The organism is Sulfuriferula plumbiphila, from assembly GCF_009938015.1.
Classification (GTDB): domain Bacteria; phylum Pseudomonadota; class Gammaproteobacteria; order Burkholderiales; family Sulfuriferulaceae; genus Sulfuriferula; species Sulfuriferula plumbiphila.
Window position 1 is genome coordinate 1,935,784 of the sequence record NZ_AP021884.1, and the last position, 16,019, is coordinate 1,951,802.

Below are 16,019 nucleotides of genomic sequence, written 5' to 3' on the forward strand. Positions count from 1 at the left end.
TGTTTCAGGAAGCCACTTTTGGCTGGTCAGAATAAATGAGCAATGGCTTGCCGTCACCGCTGATGACCGATTCATCCACTACTACCTTAGTGACATTGTCCATGGAAGGAAGTTCGAACATGGTATCAAGTAGCGCGTGCTCAATAATGGAACGCAGTCCACGCGCACCGGTTTTGCGTTCCAGCGCGCGTTTGGCGATCGCTGCCAATGCGCTGTCACGAAACTCGAGTTCTGCACCCTCCATCTCGAACAGCTTGGCGTATTGTTTGGTCAGTGCGTTTTTAGGTTCGGTGAGGATGGTCATCAACGCCGCCTCGTCCAGCTCTTCGAGCGTGGCAACGACTGGCAGGCGCCCAACGAATTCAGGAATCAGGCCGAACTTGATCAAATCTTCCGGTTCCACATCGCGCAGCAACTGCGAAATATTGCGGCTATTATCCTTGCTTTTCACTTCTGCACCAAAACCGATCCCGCCTTTGGTGGAGCGGTTCTGCACCACTTTCTCCAGGCCGGAGAATGCGCCACCGCAGATGAATAGAATATTGCTGGTATCTACCTGAACAAATTCCTGGTTCGGGTGTTTGCGCCCGCCTTGCGGGGGGATCGAGGCAATTGTACCTTCAATCAGTTTCAACAGCGCCTGCTGCACACCCTCGCCGGATACGTCACGGGTAATCGAGGGATTGTCGGATTTGCGCGAAATCTTGTCTATTTCATCAATATAGACGATGCCGTTTTTTGCTTTTTCGACATCGTAATCGCATTTTTGCAGCAGCTTCTGGATGATGTTTTCCACATCCTCGCCCACATAGCCCGCTTCGGTAAGCGTTGTGGCGTCGGCGATGACGAAGGGCACGTTCAATAGACGCGCCAGGGTTTGCGCCAGCAAGGTCTTGCCCGACCCGGTGGGGCCGATCAGCAGGATATTGCTCTTGGACAGTTCCACATCATCTTTGCCGCCCTGGTGGCGCAAGCGCTTGTAATGGTTGTATACCGCGACCGAGAGAATACGTTTGGCGGTTTCCTGACCGATCACGTATTCACCCAGAATTTCCTGAATTTCGCGGGGAGTAGGCAAGTCGGATTTGCTGGACTTGCCGCCCTGCCCCTGCTGCACTTCTTCACGGATGATGTCGTTGCACAGTTCCACGCATTCATCGCAAATGAATACAGAAGGCCCTGCGATCAGCTTGCGGACTTCGTGCTGACTTTTGCCGCAGAATGAGCAATAGAGCAGTTTTTCGCCGCTTCCTTTATCTGACATAAAACTCTCCGTTGACTGAGGTGGCCGGCGTTAGCCGACGTTGTCCATGCGGCTGGTAATCACCTTGTCTACCAGGCCATATTTCACGGCTTCGTCCGCACTCATGAAATTGTCACGATCCGTGTCTTTCTCAATGGTTTCCTTGGATTGGCCGGTGTGATGCGCCATCATGCCATTGAGCCGCTCGCGCAGATAAATGATTTCCTTGGCGTGGATTTCGATGTCCGAAGCCTGACCCTGGAAACCACCGCTGGGTTGATGAATCATCATGCGTGAATTGGGCAGGCAAAAACGTTTTCCCTTGGCGCCTGCGGTAAGCAGGAATGCACCCATGCTGGCCGCCTGCCCCATGCACAGGGTACTCACATCCGGCTTGATGAACTGCATGGTGTCATAAACCGACAGCCCGGCAGACACCGACCCTCCGGGGGAGTTGATATACAGATAAATATCCTTGTCCGGGTTTTCCGATTCCAGGAACAGCAATTGCGCGACCACCAGATTGGCTGTGACTTCGTTCACGGGGCCTACCAAAAATACAACACGTTCCTTGAGCAGCCGCGAATAAATATCGTAGGCACGCTCACCCCGGCCGCTTTGTTCGACCACCATGGGTACCAGACCCAAGCCTTGCGGCTCCCAGCTACGGCTATCCATCATCCTGTTACGCCTTTCCCATCAATTCGTCGAAACTGACCGACTGGTCTTCGACCTGAACACGCTCCAGCGCCCATTCCACAACATTGTTTTCCAACGCCAGAGACTCGATTTCCTGCATGCGCTCGGGGGTTTGATGATGCCACTTTATCACTTCCTGCGGATCTTCGTAACTTTGCGCAAATTCCTGAATCAGGGCAGTGATCTGCTCCGGTTTGGCAGTCAGTTCATTGACGCGCACCGCTTCGGCAAGAATCAGCCCCAGGCTGACCCGGCGCATAGCCTGCTCAGCAAATATATCGGCAGGTAACGGCACATCATTAACATTCATGCCACGCGCCTGCATGTCTTTGCGTGCATTCTGCATCAGACGCTGGGTTTCCATTTCCAGCAGCGACCTGGGCACATCAATTTTGGTGCTGTCCAAAAACGCCTGCATGATTTGCTCTTTGAGCCTGGCATGAATGCGGTTTTTAACTTCGCGTTCCAGATTGGCCTGGATTTCAGCGCGCATTTTTTGCACGTCGCCATCGGTGATACCCAGGCTCCTGGCGAACTCGGCATCCACTTCCGGCAGCTGTGGCGCGGCTATATCCACAACCGATACCTCGAACGCAGCCGTTTTGCCAGCCAGCTCCCTGGCGTGATAATCGCCCGGAAAAGTCACGTTAAACGACGTGTTGTCGCCCGCTTTCACGTCAACCAGCGCCGTTTCAAACTCCGCCAGCGTGCGGCCTTCGCCCAGCACCACGCGGAAGCCCTTGGCTTCACCGCCGGCAAATACGGCACCGTCAATTTTCCCCACATAATCCAGCGTGACCAGATCGCCGGTCTGCGAAGCGCGGTCAACGGTATTGAACTGCACGCGCTGTTTGCGCAGTACATCCAGGGTTTTGTCCACATCGGCATCGCCTACCGTGACCACCGGACGCGTGATTTTGGCGGAGCCGATATCCCCCAGGGTAATTTCGGGGTAGACCTCGAACGTGGCGGAAAATTCGATGGCTTCCTTGTCCGCCGCATCGGTTCTGGGTTCAATGCGCGGATAGCCTGCCACTTTGAGCCGGTGTGCCTGTATGGCATCCATGAAACTCTTTTGCACGGCATCGCCCAGTACCTCCTGATGAATCTGGCCGCCGTATTGCTTGGTGACCAGGCTCAACGGCACCTTGCCACGGCGGAAACCATCCAGTTTGGTATTGCGGGCGATGTCGCGGAGGCGATTGTTGACCTCGGTTTCGATCTGTTGCATCGGCACGGCCAGGTTGATACGACGTTCCAGGGTGCTGATTTGCTCGAGGTTGACTTGCATGAGGAAAATCCTTACTGATGGACAAGTTATAAATTCTGGTGCGAAAGGGGGGACTCGAACCCCCACGCCTTGCGGCGCTGGAACCTAAATCCAGTGCGTCTACCAATTCCGCCACTTTCGCAAACCGCCAAGTGTAATATAATTGCTGCTTCGCTGTCAGCTTCTGTGCCCAATAGCGCCGGTTTATCGAGACTATTGCTCGCCACCCTACATGTCCGTTGGTCATTACGAAAATTTCCCGGTTGCGTCCATTCTGCTGCCGCGCCGCCTGCGCCACCCGGTCGCGGTCATTTACCGTTTTGCGCGCAGCGCAGACGATATCGCCGATGAGGGCGATGCGACCCCACGGCAACGCCTGGCCGGGCTCGATGCTTACCGCGCCGAATTAAGCCGCATCGAAGCGCGCCTGCCACCCCTCACACCATTATTCGTGCAGCTCGAAACCATCATCCGCAGGCATGCACTGCCGTTGCAGCCGTTCCGTGATCTGCTCGATGCATTTTCGCAGGATGTGGTCAAAACCCGCTACGCTCATTTTGGTGAGGTGATGGCGTACTGTAAAAAATCCGCCAACCCGGTGGGACGACTGATGCTCGCGCTGTATGGCGAAACCGATACACGCAGCGTGGCTTATTCCGATGCCATCTGTTCCAGTCTGCAGCTCATCAATTTCTTGCAGGATGTGGCGATCGACTACCAGAAAGGCCGCATTTATCTGCCGCAAGACGAGATGGCGAAATACCACGTGGACGAAGCGCAGATTGCGCGCCATGACGCCAGTGGACTGTGGCAGCCATTCATGCTGGCGCAGATCGAGCGTACCCGTAAAATACTGCAGGCCGGGGCGCCGCTCGGCAAGGTACTCAAGGGACGCATTGGGCTGGAGTTACGCATGATTATCATGGGTGGCGCCACCATTCTGGAAAAACTGCACAAGACCCGCGGCGATATCTACACCCGGCGCCCGCTGCTGAATAGCGCCGACTGGCTCAACATGCTGTACCGCGCCGTGCGCGCCAACTAGGACACCGCCTTGGATCCCCACCAGTACTGTCAGGACAAAGCCGCCGCCAGCGGTTCCAGTTTTTACTACAGTTTCATGTTCCTGCCCCCCCCCAGGCGCCGTGCCATTGTCGCGCTGTATGCCTTCTGCCGCGAGGTGGACGACATCGCCGACGAGTGTACCGACACCAACGTGGCGCGCACCAAGCTGGCCTGGTGGCGCGCCGAGGTGGCCGACCTGTACCGGGGCGAGCCGCATCATCCAGTAAGCCACGCCCTGGCACCGGTGATCAAGCAGTTCGACCTGCCCGCCGAGCAATTGCTGGAAATCATCGACGGCATGGAAATGGATTTGACCCAGCACCGTTATGCCGATTTCAAATCGCTGCGGCTCTATTGCCACCGCGTGGCGGGGGTGGTGGGCGAGCTGTCGGCGGTGATTTTCGGCCACACCGAGCGCGCCACCTTGCGTTATGCGGCGGATCTGGGCCTGGCCTTTCAGCTAACCAACATTATTCGCGACGTGGGCGAAGACGCCCGCCGCAACCGTATTTATCTGCCGATGGACGAGCTGGAACAGTTCAGCGTCAGTGCTGCCGACATCCTCAACGCACGCGAAACCGATAATTTCCGCCAGCTCATGGAATTCCAGTACCAGCGCGCCCAGCGCTTCTACGAACAAGCCTTCGCCGCCCTGCCCCGTGCCGATCGCAAGGCGCAGCGCGCAGGGCTGGTGATGGCGGGCATCTACCGCACCCTGCTGGAGGAAATCCGCAGCGAGGGATTCAAGGTACTCACCCAGCGCACCGCGCTCACCCCGCTGCGCAAGCTGTGGATCGCGTGGCGCACCTGGATGAAGGCTTGACCATGCACGTCGCCATTATCGGTGGCGGCTACGCAGGCATGGCTGCTGCCGTGACCCTGGCACAGCACGGGATAAAAGCGGCGCTATTCGAAGCCAGCCAGACGCTGGGTGGGCGCGCGCGCCGGGTGATACTGAACGACATCTGCCTGGATAACGGTCAGCACCTGCTGCTGGGAGCGTATAGCGAGACCTTGCGTTTGGTAAAACTGGTAGCGCCCGCTGATGCAGCATGGCTGCGGCGTCCGCTACAATTGCATACCCTGGGCGGGTTGCGGCTCTCTGCACCATACCTGCCCGCGCCGCTGAATACCTTGCTGGCACTGCTCGGCGCACGCGGCATGAGCGCCGGCGAACGTTTTCGCGCCATTCGTTTCATGCTGGTGCAACGCCGCGCGCATTTTAAATTAAGACAGGATATGCCGGTTGCGCAGTTGCTGGCGCACCACGCCCAGACGGCTGCATTGGTGGATAAACTGTGGGCGCCGCTGTGTATCGCCGCGCTCAATACGCCGATTGCCACCGCCTCGGCGCAGGTATTCCTCAACGTGCTGCGCGACAGTCTGGCGCGCCGCCGCAGTGACAGCGACCTGGTTTTTCCGGTACGTGATCTCTCCGCGCTGTTTCCGCAGCCCGCTGCGGATTTTGTCCGCACCCACGGCGGTGCCGTGACAACAGGGAAAACGGTGGAAGCGATTACCCAAACCGCAGCGGGTTTTTCTGTGCATGGCGGTAACTACACCCACCTGATCTGTGCCGTGGCACCGTATCAGGCAACGCGCCTGCTGGCCGGACTGGACGAGCTCAATCAGGTACGCACCCTTATCAATGCATTTCATTACCAGCCGATAGCCACGGTGTATTTGCAGTACCCTGCCCAGGTGATGCTCGCGAAACCCATGCTGGGCCTGGCTGGCGGACTCGCTCAGTGGGTGTTTGACAGGGGAATCACCCACCATCAGCACGGCCTGCTGGCCGTGGTCATCAGCGCCGAAGGCCATCACCGCAAACTTGCAGCGGCGGTGCTGGCGCAGCAAGTGGATGCAGAATTGCGCAGCGCGCTGGGGGCCTTGCCGGCGCCGCACTGGCATAAAGTCATTGTCGAAAAACGCGCCACTTATTCGTGCGATGCCGGGTTGCAGCGCCCGGCTCAGGCCACGGCGCTCAAAAATTTCTACCTGGCGGGGGATTACACCGCCAGCGATTACCCTGCCACACTCGAAGCTGCAACACAAAGTGGCGTAAAATGCGCACAACTGATATTGGAACAAACATGAAAAACTACCAGGCACCCTCTGATTTATTGAAAGACCGTGTCATCCTTGTCACCGGCGCCGGGCAAGGCCTGGGGCGCGAAGCCGCACTGGCTTACGCGGCACACGGCGCTACCGTAATCCTGCATGGACGCGACGTGCCCAAGCTGGAACAGGTTTATGACGAAATCGAAGCAGCGGGCTACGCGCAAGCCGCCATTATTCCGCTGGATCTGAATGTCGCCGATGACCAGGCTTATGAAGGCCTGGCTGGCTCGATCGGCATGCAACTCAAACGCCTGGATGGCATCCTGCACAATGCAGCCGCGTTTTACAGCGCGTGCCCGCTCGAACTGCAAACCATGGAGCAATGGCTCACGCTGATGCGCGTCAACCTGATTGCGCCATTTGCGCTGACCCGCGCGTGCCTGCCGCTGCTCAAACAATCGCCCAGTGCATCGGTGATCCTGACCGGCGAATCGCACGGCCATCACCCCGCAGCGTACTGGGGCGGCTATGCGGTATCCAAAGCCGGCATGGAACCACTGACGCAGATATGGACGCAGGAATGGGAAATGCTCTACCCCAACATGCGCATCAATACCCTGATCCCGGGACCAGTGGCCTCTCCCAAGCGCCGCAAGACCCACCCGGGCGAAGACCCCGACACGCTGCCGCAGATGCCCGACCTGATGCCAGCCTATCTCTATTTGATGGGCGCAGATAGTGCAGCCGTCAAGGGCCGGATCATCGAACTGAATAATGCCTGAAACCGGTGCCAGACTTGCCGACATGCCGCAGCTCAAACTGGGGCGCTACGAAATCGCCGCCGAAATCGGACGCGGCGCGATGGGCACTGTTTACAAGGCACACGATCCTCTGATTGAACGTACGGTTGCGCTCAAGACCATTCGTCTCGACCTGTCTCATCAGGCACACCAGGTATTCGAGGAACGCTTCTACCGCGAGGCCAAATCGGCTGGGCGCCTCAATCATCCCAACATCGTCACTATCTACGACGTAGGGGAAACCGACGGCAGTGCTTACATTGCCATGGAATACCTGCAAGGGGAGTCGCTCGATACGCTGCTCGATAACCACATCCGCCTACCCATTGAGCGCATTGCCCATATTACGCTGCAGATTGCCAATGGTCTGGCCTACGCACACCAGCATGGCGTCATTCATCGCGACGTCAAACCCGCCAACATCATCCTGATGCGCCGTGGCAGGGTAGTCAAGATTACCGATTTCGGCATTGCCCAGATCCCGACCAGCGCGCAAACCGGGGACGGCGCATTGCTTGGGTCGCCGCGTTATATGTCCCCCGAACAGGTGCAGGGCAGAATTGTGGACGGCCGCAGCGACGTGTTCTCGCTGGGTGTGGTGCTGTACGAGATGCTGACCGGACGCACGCCATTTACCGGTGACGACCTCAGCACCATTCTCTACAACATCATGAACTTCGAACCCGCCCCACCCAGCAGCGTGAACCAGGATGTGCCGCATGCATTCGATCGCATTGTCATGCGCGCACTGTCCAAGCAGCCTGCCGGGCGCTATCCAACTGCACGCGACATGGCCACTGACCTGCGCGCCCTGCGCGGTGTAACGCCAATGGTGGTTCAGCCTGTCAACCCTGCACCGGACACCCCCGCTACCCTGCTGGCGCGAACTCGGCAAACCGACAAGGCGATGTTGCGCACTTTGCTGAGCATGATCAGCCTGGGGATTGCCACCGTTGCCGTGCTGGCGATGATCGCACTGCTGGTAAGTTCGGACGCCAGTCATGCGCCCCCGGTCACGCATTACATTAGAGCCATCATTGCTGTGCCTGCGCCAATTGCCTCACCCAGCCAGTCGGCGGCACAAAAATTCATTTCGGTCCCAGCAGATCGCGTTCAAACGGTCAAAAACAATCAACCTAACCGGATTGCCATCGCCGCATTGGACAAAAAAATTCAGGCGCTCAAAATCAAGCGCGCTGAGTTACTGGCGAAATTTACCGAGCTTCATCCTGACGTGGTGATTGCCACCCTGCAGATCAAGCGCCTGGAAAAAGAAAAGCGCAAGCTGGCGCGAGAAAAAGGCTGAACCGGCGTCGCTACCCCTGCTCGCGCAGGTACGCCACCGCATCCTGCAGGCGTTCCACTGCAATGACGTCCATCCCCGCAATCGCCTGGCGCGGCTTGTTGGCAGCAGGCACGATGGCGCGGGTGAAGCCCAGCTTGGCGGCCTCTTTCAGGCGCTCCTGGCCACGCTGCACCGGACGGATTTCCCCTGCCAGACCAACCTCGCCAAACACTACAAGTTTATCCTGCATTGCCTTGTTTTTGAATGATGAAACTATCGCCAGCAGCAACGGCAAATCCGCCGCCGGCTCGTTGATGCGCACCCCGCCCACCGCGTTGATGAACACGTCCTGGTCATAACACGCCAGGCCGGCATGGCGGTGCAGCACTGCCAGCAGCATCGCCAGACGGTTCTGCTCCAGGCCGACACTGAGCCTGCGCGGATTGGGCGACGGCGACGACTCCACCAGCGCCTGAATCTCCACCAGCAACGGGCGCGTGCCCTCCTGGGTCACCATCACGCACGATCCGGGGACGTCGGCACTATGCCCGGACAGGAAAATCGCCGACGGGTTGGATACGCCTTTCAGCCCCTTGTCGGTCATCGCGAACACCCCCAGTTCGTTGACCGCGCCGAAGCGGTTCTTGAACGCCCGCACCAGTCGGAAGGCGGAACTGGTGTCGCCCTCGAAATACAACACCGTATCGACGATGTGCTCCAGCACGCGCGGCCCGGCCAGCGCGCCTTCCTTGGTGACGTGGCCGACCAGGAAAATCACCGTGCCGGTCTGCTTGGCGTAGCGCGTCAACTGCGCCGCACACTCGCGCACCTGCGCCACCGAACCGGGCGCGGATTGCAGCGCCTCGGAATAAACCGTCTGGATGGAATCGATTACCGCGATGAAAGGCTTGTGCTCGTTGAGCGTGGCGAGAATTTTCTCCAGCTGGATTTCCGCCAGCAATTGCAGATCTGCGGCATCCAGCTGCAAGCGATGCGCGCGCAAGGCAATCTGCCGCGCCGATTCCTCGCCGCTCACATACAGCGTCCTGTGCGCCGCACTCATGCCAGACAGCGCCTGCAACAGCAGCGTGGACTTGCCGATGCCCGGATCGCCGCCGATCAGCACCACCCCGCCCTTCACCACCCCGCCGCCCAGCACCCGGTCGAGCTCGCCGATGCCGGTGGCGACGCGCTCGTCCTCGACCGCTTCCACCGCAGCCAGTGACACCACCTGGCTCACCACCGACAGCGCGCTGTAGCGCGACGGCGCAGCGACCCCGGCAATGGTTTCCACCAGCGTGTTCCAGGCGTGGCAGGATGGGCACTGGCCTTGCCACTTGCTCAAAGTGTCGCCGCATTCGGTGCAGGAATAGAGGGTTTTTGCTTTAGCCATCAGATTATCCGTAGAACCGCTCAGGCCGGAAACACCCCGGTCGATAGATAGCGGTCGCCGCGGTCGCACACGATGGAAACGATCACGGCATTTTCCACCTGCTTCGACAGTTCCAGCGCCGCGAACAGCGCACCGCCGGAGGACACGCCGGCGAAGATGCCCTCCTCGCGCGCCAGGCGCCGGGTGGTTTCTTCGGCGTCGTGCTGGCCGACGTAGATCATCTGGTCGATGCGCGAGAAATCGCAGATTTTCGGCAGGTAGGCCTCCGGCCATTTGCGGATGCCGGGGATTTGCGCGCCGTCCTTGGGCTGCACGCCGACAACCCGGATCGCCGGGTTTTGTTCCTTCAGATAGCGCGCGGTGCCCATGATGGTGCCGGTGGTGCCCATGCTGCTGACGAAATGGGTGATGCTGCCTTCGCTATCGCGCCAGATTTCCGGGCCGGTGCCCTCGTAGTGCGCCAGCGGGTTGTCCGGGTTGGAGAACTGGTCGAGGATGATGCCTTTGCCTTCAGCCTGCATTTTATTGGCGACGTCGATGGCTTCCTCCATGCTGCCGGCCTTGCTGGTAAGCACGAATTCCGCGCCGAAAGCACGCATGGTCTGGCGGCGTTCCAGGGACAGGTGCTCAGGCATGACCAGGATCATCCTGTAGCCGCGCATGGCGGCGGCCATCGCCAGCGCAATGCCGGTGTTGCCGCTGGTGGCCTCGATCAGGGTATCGCCGGGCCGGATGTCGCCGCGCGCTTCGGCGTGGGCGATCATGGACAGCGCCGGGCGATCTTTCACCGAACCGGCCGGGTTGTTGCCCTCCAGCTTGACCAGGATGGTGTTGCTGGTTTCGCCCGGCATGCGCTTGAGCCGCACCAGCGGGGTGTTGCCGACGAAGTCTTCGATGGTTTTGAACTGGGGCATAGCGGCCTCGGCACGAAATGAGTGATTGATCAGACAGGATTCACAGGATTTTTTAGTCTCAGCCAGTGTGCGCCGCGCGCAGCACCTCCACATAGCGTGCCGTACCCTGTTCCACGCTAAGCAGCGGTGCGTCGTAGCCGGCCTGGCGCAGGGCGGAAATATCGGCCTGGGTGAAGCTCTGGTATTTGCCCTTGAGCGCAGCGGGAAAATCCATGTATTCAATGATGCCGCGGGCTTGCAGCGTAGCCAGATCCAGCGGCGGCTCGCCGGCATGGGCACGGCAGGTGTTGATGACTGCTACCGCGACATCGTTGAAGGTCTGGCTGCGACCGGTGCCAAGGTTGAAAATGCCGGATTGCCCGGGATGGTCGAGGAACCACAGGTTGACCTTGACGACGTCTTCGATGGAAACAAAGTCGCGGCGCTGTTCGCCGTTGGCATAGCCGTCGCAGCCTTCGAACAGCTTCACCTTGCCGTGGGTGCTGTACTGGTTGAAGAAATGGAACGCCACCGAGGCCATGCGTCCCTTGTGCTGCTCGCGCGGGCCGTACACGTTGAAATAGCGGAAACCGGCGATCTGCGCGGTCTTGTCGTGCCACATGCGGCGCACCGCCTGGTCGAACAGGAACTTGGAATAGCCGTAGACATTGAGCGGCGACTCGTGCGCGCGCTGTTCGCTGAACACGCTGCCCGCGCCGTACACCGAAGCGGATGAGGCATACAGGAAAGCGGTGTTGTTTTCCTGGCAAAAATTGAGCAGATCCAGGGAGTAGCGGTAGTTGTTTTCCATCATGTAGCGGCCGTCGGTTTCCATGGTGTCGGAACACGCGCCCTCGTGGAACACCGCCGCCACCTCACCGTCCAGTGCATCCGAGTGGATGAGTTCGAGAAATTCGTGTTTGTCCAGGTAATCCGCAATTTCGCAATCGGTGAGATTCCTGAATTTGTCGGCTTTGGCGAGGTTGTCCACTGCGATAATGTCGGTAATGCCACGCTCGTTGAGCCCCTTGACCAGATTTGCGCCAATGAAACCCGCTGCGCCAGTAACGATGTAATACATGCTGTTTCCTTAATTGATTAGACAGGATTAACAGGATTTCTCAGGATTTACATTGAGCAACCCGATTTTTCCTGTAAAAAATCCTGTTAATCCTGTCCATGCTTTGCTATTCCTCAAACAACTCTTGCGGGTGCACCACCGCCGTACCCAGCTTGCCGACCACGATGCCGGCCGCACGGTTGGCCCAGGTGACGGATTCCTCCAGGGTCAGACCGGCCGCCAGCATGACACCCAGGGTGGCAATCACGGTATCGCCCGCGCCGCTGACATCAAACACCTCCTGCGCCTCGGTGGCCTGGTGGAACACACCCTCGGCAGTAAACAGGGTCATGCCTTCCTCGCTGCGGGTGACCAGCAGACCTTTCAGGTTCAGCTCCAGACGCAGCGCTGCGGCCTTGGCACGGAATTCGTCCTCGCCTTTCCAGCTCCCCGCCACTTCGCGGAATTCGCTGCGGTTGGGGGTAAGCAAGGTGGCATTGCGGTAGCGTGCGTAGTCGTCGCCTTTGGGATCGACCAGCACCGGCACCCCGCGGGCGTTGGCGGCGGCAATCATGGCTTCAATGTGCGTCAGCCCGCCTTTGCCATAGTCGGACAAAATCACCAGCGCGTAATCCGCCAGCATGGCATGGAAGCGGTCCAGCTTGTCGGCCAGCACGGCATGACTGGGCGGCGTTTCGAAATCAATGCGCAGCAACTGTTGCTGACGGCCGATGACGCGCAGCTTGATGATGGTCGCCAGCGTGGCGTCCTGGTGCAGGCTGGCGTGGATGCCATCCGCCTGCAGCAGACGGGCGACGGCAGCGCCCGCTTCGTCGGCGCCGACAACAGATAACAGGGTGCTGTTTGCACCCAGCGCTGCGGCATTGCGTGCCACGTTGGCGGCACCGCCCAGGCGTTCTTCCTGACGGTTGATCTTGACCACCGGCACCGGCGCCTCGGGCGAAATGCGCGCCACATCGCCAAACCAGTAGCGGTCCAGCATCACATCCCCCACCACCAGGATGCGCGCGCCGGCCAAAAGCCGATCCGGTTTCATTGGCGGCCGATGGCGAGGTATTCGAAACCTGCCGCGCGCATGCTGGCCGGGTCGTACAGATTGCGGCCATCAAAAATCAGCGGCGTTTTCAACGCGGCCTTCATCGCGCTGAAATCCGGGCTGCGGAAAACTTTCCACTCAGTGACGATGGCTAGCGCATCCGCGCCCTGCAATGCCGCCATGGGATTATCCACCAGTTGCAATTGCGGATGGTCGCCATAAATACGCCGGGTTTCATGCGCGGCTGCCGGATCGTGCGCGGCCACCTTGGCACCGCGCTCCCACAAACCCTCCATCAGTACGCGGCTGGGCGCCTCGCGCATGTCGTCGGTGTTGGGTTTGAATGCCAGCCCCCAGACAGCGAAGGTCTTGCCTTGCAGATCATTGCCAAAGCGGGCAATGATTTTGTCCAGCAGTACGTGCTTTTGCGCATCGTTGGCGACTTCCACCGCATCGATGACATGCATCGGCGCACCGTATTCACCCGCTGTGCGGCGCAGCGCCTGTACGTCTTTGGGGAAGCACGAGCCGCCGTAGCCACAACCGGGATAGAGGAAGTGATAGCCAATGCGCGGATCCGAGCCAATGCCGTGACGCACGTTTTCAATGTCCGCACCGAGTTTTTCCGCCAGATTGGCGAGCTCGTTCATGAACGAAATGCGCGTCGCCAGCATGGCGTTGGCGGCATATTTGGTCAGTTCCGCCGAGCGGATATCCATTGTAATGAGGCGTTCGCGGTTGCGCTGAAACGGGGCATACAGGGTACGCATCATCTGCGTGGCATGCTCGTTGTCGGTACCGATGACGATGCGGTCCGGGCGCATGAAATCCTCTACCGCGGCGCCTTCCTTGAGGAACTCCGGGTTGGAAGCAACGCTGAATTCCAGCTTGACCGCACGCCGCTCGAGCTCTTCCTGCAATGCCGCACGCACCTTGTCGGCGGTGCCGACCGGCACGGTGGATTTGTCCACCACCAGCTTGTAATCGGTCATGTGTTTGCCGATGTTACGCGCGGCGGCGACCACGTATTGCAGGTCGGCGGAACCGTCCTCGTCCGGCGGCGTGCCCACGGCAATGAACTGGATCGCGCCGTGCTGCACGGCGGCTTCAATATCGGTGGTAAAACGCAGGCGGCCCGCGGTCACGTTGCGCTTGACCATGTCCTCCAGACCGGGCTCGTAAATGGGGATGCCGCCGCCCTGGAGGATGGCAATTTTTTTGGCGTCCACGTCCAGGCACAGCACGTCGTTGCCAACTTCGGCCAGACAGGTTCCGCTTACCAGGCCGACATAGCCTGTTCCGATGACCGTGATTTTCATGTGTTCTCCCAGTTTGATATTTCGGTGTGGATGCCCTGCAAAGCCTTGAGCGGATCTGCCGCATGGGTAATCGGCCGGCCAATCACCAGATAGTCCGAACCTGCCGCCAGCGCCGCAGCCGGTGTCATTACCCGCTGCTGATCACCCAGCGCCGCCATGGCCGGACGAATGCCGGGGGTGACCAGGCAAAACGGCTGCCCAAACGTGCGCTTAAGCAGGGCTGCCTCCTGCGCCGAACATACCACGCCATCCAGCCCCGCAGCATGGGTCAGAGACGCCAGGCGCAGCACTGCGTCCTGCGGGCTGCCGGCAACGCCAATCGCCGCCATATCCTGTTCGCCCATGCTGGTGAGGAGGGTGACGGCAATCAGCAGCGGGCGCTGCGCTGATTCACCCAGCGCCTCACGTGCAGCGCGCAACATGGCAGTCCCGCCCATGGCATGGACATTCATCATCCACACACCAAGGTTTGCCGCTGCCTTGCAGGCAAGTGCTACGGTGCTGGGGATGTCATGGAACTTGAGGTCAAGAAACACCGCAAAGCCCTTGTCGGCGAGCGACTCCACAAAGCGGGGACCGGCGGCAGTGAATAGCTGCTTGCCAACCTTGAGACGACACAACTGCGGATCGAGCTGAGCGACCAGCGCCATGGCGCTGTCTGCGTCCGGGTAGTCCAGCGCGACAATGATTTTCGGATCCTTCATTCTTCCCTTTTCTGCGGCGGAAAACTGTCCCAGCTGCCGCATGCCGGGCAATGCCAGAAGAATTTGCGCGCCTTGAAGCCGCATTTTTCGCATTGATACATGGACTGGCGCTGGCTGTAGCTGTACACCAGCCCCTTGATGATTTGCAGGTCCTGGCGGCGCTCGATGGGGGCGCCCAGCAGTTCGGCTTCCACATAGCGGTCCAGACCGCGCAGGCTTGGGCTGCGGCGCAATTCTTCCTGCGCCAGCTGATAGGCTGCCTCTGCGCCCTGGGTTTTGAGCGTACCGGCGAAAACCGCGTTGAACAGCTCAAATGACGGATGCCGCGCCAGTGCAGCGCGCAGCCACGCCAATCCCTCCGGCTCGCGTCCCAATGCACGATAGCAGTCCATCAGGCGATCGGTAATCAGCGCCAGATGGACGCTACTCTGGGCTTCCACACGTTTCCACAATGCGATTGCGGCTTCATGTGCACCATTGGCGGCCTCGATTTCGCCCAGCAACATGTTGGCACGCACGCAATTGCGGTTAACCGCCAGCGCTTCTTCAAGATGCGCACGCGCAGCTTGCGGGTTACCGTGAACGTTTTCGATGGTGGCGAGCTCGCAAAAATAATGCGCGATTTCGATGTGATACGGCTGGCTGGAAATCAGCGCAAGTTCGCGTGCGGCGGCAATCGCCTTGTGCCAGTCCTTCACCTGCACATAAATTTCCAGCAGGAATTTGCGCGCCTGACCGGCATATGCGGTTTTTTCCAGCCGGTTGAAAATATCCTCTGCGCGATCGAGCAGACCCGCCTTGAGATAATCCTGACCCAACTCGGACAGCGCCTTGAGCTTTTGCTCATCGGGCAGGTCATCGCGCTCGACCAGATTCTGGTGCATACGAATGGCACGCTCCACCTCGCCGCGCTTGCGGAACAGGCCACCCAGGGCAAAGTGCAGATCCACTGTGTCGCTGTCCACTTTGACCACTTCAATAAAGGCTTCGATGGCCTTGTCCGGCTGCTCATTGAGCAGGTAATTGAGCCCCTTGAAATACGAGGCGGGCAGACTGCGCGATTCGCTCATCGCGTGACGAATGTCGACGCGCGCGGCCAGCCAGCCCAGGCCAAAAAACAGCGGCAGCGCCAGCAGCCACCAAAGTTCAAATTCCATTATTGTTGTTCGC

15 protein-coding genes and 1 tRNA gene are annotated in these 16,019 nt (G+C 59.4%); 5 read left to right on the forward strand and 11 right to left on the reverse strand.

The window, feature by feature from the left end:
- Window positions 1-4: 4 nt before the first annotated feature.
- The 4 genes from clpX to GZH91_RS10090 all read right to left on the reverse strand — a co-directional run bounded on the left by clpX (window position 5) and on the right by GZH91_RS10090 (window position 3,354).
- Window positions 5-1,264 (reverse strand): ATP-dependent Clp protease ATP-binding subunit ClpX, encoded by a 1,260-nt coding sequence (gene clpX / locus GZH91_RS10075; RefSeq protein WP_147072816.1) that lies wholly within the window; start codon window positions 1,262-1,264, stop codon window positions 5-7.
- 30 nt (window positions 1,265-1,294) lie between these two features.
- Window positions 1,295-1,924: an ATP-dependent Clp endopeptidase proteolytic subunit ClpP gene (gene clpP, locus GZH91_RS10080; RefSeq protein WP_147072818.1), complete on the reverse strand. Its 630-nt coding sequence runs from the start codon at window positions 1,922-1,924 to the stop codon at window positions 1,295-1,297.
- A gap of 4 nt (window positions 1,925-1,928) precedes the next feature.
- Window positions 1,929-3,233 (reverse strand): trigger factor, encoded by a 1,305-nt coding sequence (gene tig / locus GZH91_RS10085; RefSeq protein ID WP_147072820.1) that lies wholly within the window; start codon window positions 3,231-3,233, stop codon window positions 1,929-1,931.
- A gap of 36 nt (window positions 3,234-3,269) precedes the next feature.
- Window positions 3,270-3,354, reverse strand: a tRNA-Leu gene (locus GZH91_RS10090).
- A 90-nt stretch (window positions 3,355-3,444) separates the two neighbouring features.
- Between GZH91_RS10090 and hpnC the strand changes: the two genes are divergently transcribed.
- The 5 genes from hpnC to GZH91_RS10115 are packed head-to-tail and all read left to right on the forward strand — an operon-like array spanning window position 3,445 to window position 8,444.
- On the forward strand, window positions 3,445-4,257 hold the full coding sequence (hpnC, locus tag GZH91_RS10095; protein WP_147072822.1) for a squalene synthase HpnC: 813 nt from the start codon (window positions 3,445-3,447) through the stop codon (window positions 4,255-4,257).
- Between the two features lie 9 nt (window positions 4,258-4,266).
- The gene (gene hpnD, locus GZH91_RS10100) at window positions 4,267-5,100 is read left to right on the forward strand and encodes a presqualene diphosphate synthase HpnD (protein ID WP_147072823.1); all 834 of its coding nucleotides are present in this window, start codon (window positions 4,267-4,269) and stop codon (window positions 5,098-5,100) included.
- Window positions 5,101-5,102: 2 nt separating this feature from the next.
- The gene (hpnE, locus tag GZH91_RS10105; RefSeq protein ID WP_147072869.1) at window positions 5,103-6,374 is read left to right on the forward strand and encodes a hydroxysqualene dehydroxylase HpnE; all 1,272 of its coding nucleotides are present in this window, start codon (window positions 5,103-5,105) and stop codon (window positions 6,372-6,374) included.
- Window positions 6,371-7,120, forward strand: a complete 750-nt coding sequence (locus GZH91_RS10110; protein WP_147072825.1) for a YciK family oxidoreductase — start codon at window positions 6,371-6,373, stop codon at window positions 7,118-7,120. Before hpnE ends, GZH91_RS10110 begins: the two co-directional genes overlap by 4 nt.
- Window positions 7,113-8,444 carry a serine/threonine-protein kinase gene (locus GZH91_RS10115; protein ID WP_147072827.1) on the forward strand — a complete coding sequence of 444 codons (1,332 nt, stop codon included), beginning with the start codon at window positions 7,113-7,115 and terminating at the stop codon, window positions 8,442-8,444. The genes GZH91_RS10110 and GZH91_RS10115 overlap by 8 nt, the downstream gene beginning before the upstream one ends.
- 10 nt (window positions 8,445-8,454) lie before the next feature.
- Here the strand turns inward: GZH91_RS10115 and radA are convergent, their stop codons facing one another.
- From radA to lapB, 7 genes are all read right to left on the reverse strand, one after another.
- Entirely contained in the window at window positions 8,455-9,816 is a 1,362-nt protein-coding gene (gene radA / locus GZH91_RS10120) for a DNA repair protein RadA (protein WP_147072829.1), read from the reverse strand.
- 20 nt (window positions 9,817-9,836) lie between these two features.
- Window positions 9,837-10,730 carry a cysteine synthase CysM gene (gene cysM, locus GZH91_RS10125; protein WP_147072831.1) on the reverse strand — a complete coding sequence of 298 codons (894 nt, stop codon included), beginning with the start codon at window positions 10,728-10,730 and terminating at the stop codon, window positions 9,837-9,839.
- Window positions 10,731-10,788: 58 nt separating this feature from the next.
- Window positions 10,789-11,790 carry an ADP-glyceromanno-heptose 6-epimerase gene (gene rfaD, locus GZH91_RS10130; RefSeq protein WP_147072833.1) on the reverse strand — a complete coding sequence of 334 codons (1,002 nt, stop codon included), beginning with the start codon at window positions 11,788-11,790 and terminating at the stop codon, window positions 10,789-10,791.
- A 106-nt stretch (window positions 11,791-11,896) separates the two neighbouring features.
- Complete coding sequence (rfaE1, locus tag GZH91_RS10135; protein WP_147072835.1) at window positions 11,897-12,826, reverse strand: D-glycero-beta-D-manno-heptose-7-phosphate kinase; 930 nt, start codon at window positions 12,824-12,826, stop codon at window positions 11,897-11,899.
- The gene (locus tag GZH91_RS10140; RefSeq protein ID WP_147072837.1) at window positions 12,823-14,145 is read right to left on the reverse strand and encodes a UDP-glucose dehydrogenase family protein; all 1,323 of its coding nucleotides are present in this window, start codon (window positions 14,143-14,145) and stop codon (window positions 12,823-12,825) included. Before GZH91_RS10140 ends, rfaE1 begins: the two co-directional genes overlap by 4 nt.
- On the reverse strand, window positions 14,142-14,849 hold the full coding sequence (gene pyrF, locus GZH91_RS10145) for an orotidine-5'-phosphate decarboxylase (protein ID WP_147072839.1): 708 nt from the start codon (window positions 14,847-14,849) through the stop codon (window positions 14,142-14,144). Before pyrF ends, GZH91_RS10140 begins: the two co-directional genes overlap by 4 nt.
- Complete coding sequence (gene lapB, locus GZH91_RS10150) at window positions 14,846-16,006, reverse strand: lipopolysaccharide assembly protein LapB (RefSeq protein WP_147072841.1); 1,161 nt, start codon at window positions 16,004-16,006, stop codon at window positions 14,846-14,848. Before lapB ends, pyrF begins: the two co-directional genes overlap by 4 nt.
- Between the last annotated feature and the right edge of the window lie 13 nt (window positions 16,007-16,019).

Coding starts and splice junctions, on each gene's coding strand:
- radA (WP_147072829.1), bottom strand. CDS start 9,816: ATGGCTAAAGCAAAAACCCTCTATTCCTGCACCGAATGCGGCGACACT.
- tig (WP_147072820.1), bottom strand. CDS start 3,233: ATGCAAGTCAACCTCGAGCAAATCAGCACCCTGGAACGTCGTATCAAC.
- cysM (WP_147072831.1), bottom strand. CDS start 10,730: ATGCCCCAGTTCAAAACCATCGAAGACTTCGTCGGCAACACCCCGCTG.
- GZH91_RS10140 (WP_147072837.1), bottom strand. CDS start 14,145: ATGAAAATCACGGTCATCGGAACAGGCTATGTCGGCCTGGTAAGCGGA.
- clpP (WP_147072818.1), bottom strand. CDS start 1,924: ATGATGGATAGCCGTAGCTGGGAGCCGCAAGGCTTGGGTCTGGTACCC.
- rfaE1 (WP_147072835.1), bottom strand. CDS start 12,826: ATGAAACCGGATCGGCTTTTGGCCGGCGCGCGCATCCTGGTGGTGGGG.
- lapB (WP_147072841.1), bottom strand. CDS start 16,006: ATGGAATTTGAACTTTGGTGGCTGCTGGCGCTGCCGCTGTTTTTTGGC.
- hpnE (WP_147072869.1), top strand. CDS start 5,103: ATGCACGTCGCCATTATCGGTGGCGGCTACGCAGGCATGGCTGCTGCC.
- pyrF (WP_147072839.1), bottom strand. CDS start 14,849: ATGAAGGATCCGAAAATCATTGTCGCGCTGGACTACCCGGACGCAGAC.
- GZH91_RS10110 (WP_147072825.1), top strand. CDS start 6,371: ATGAAAAACTACCAGGCACCCTCTGATTTATTGAAAGACCGTGTCATC.
- rfaD (WP_147072833.1), bottom strand. CDS start 11,790: ATGTATTACATCGTTACTGGCGCAGCGGGTTTCATTGGCGCAAATCTG.
- hpnC (WP_147072822.1), top strand. CDS start 3,445: ATGTCCGTTGGTCATTACGAAAATTTCCCGGTTGCGTCCATTCTGCTG.
- GZH91_RS10115 (WP_147072827.1), top strand. CDS start 7,113: ATGCCTGAAACCGGTGCCAGACTTGCCGACATGCCGCAGCTCAAACTG.
- clpX (WP_147072816.1), bottom strand. CDS start 1,264: ATGTCAGATAAAGGAAGCGGCGAAAAACTGCTCTATTGCTCATTCTGC.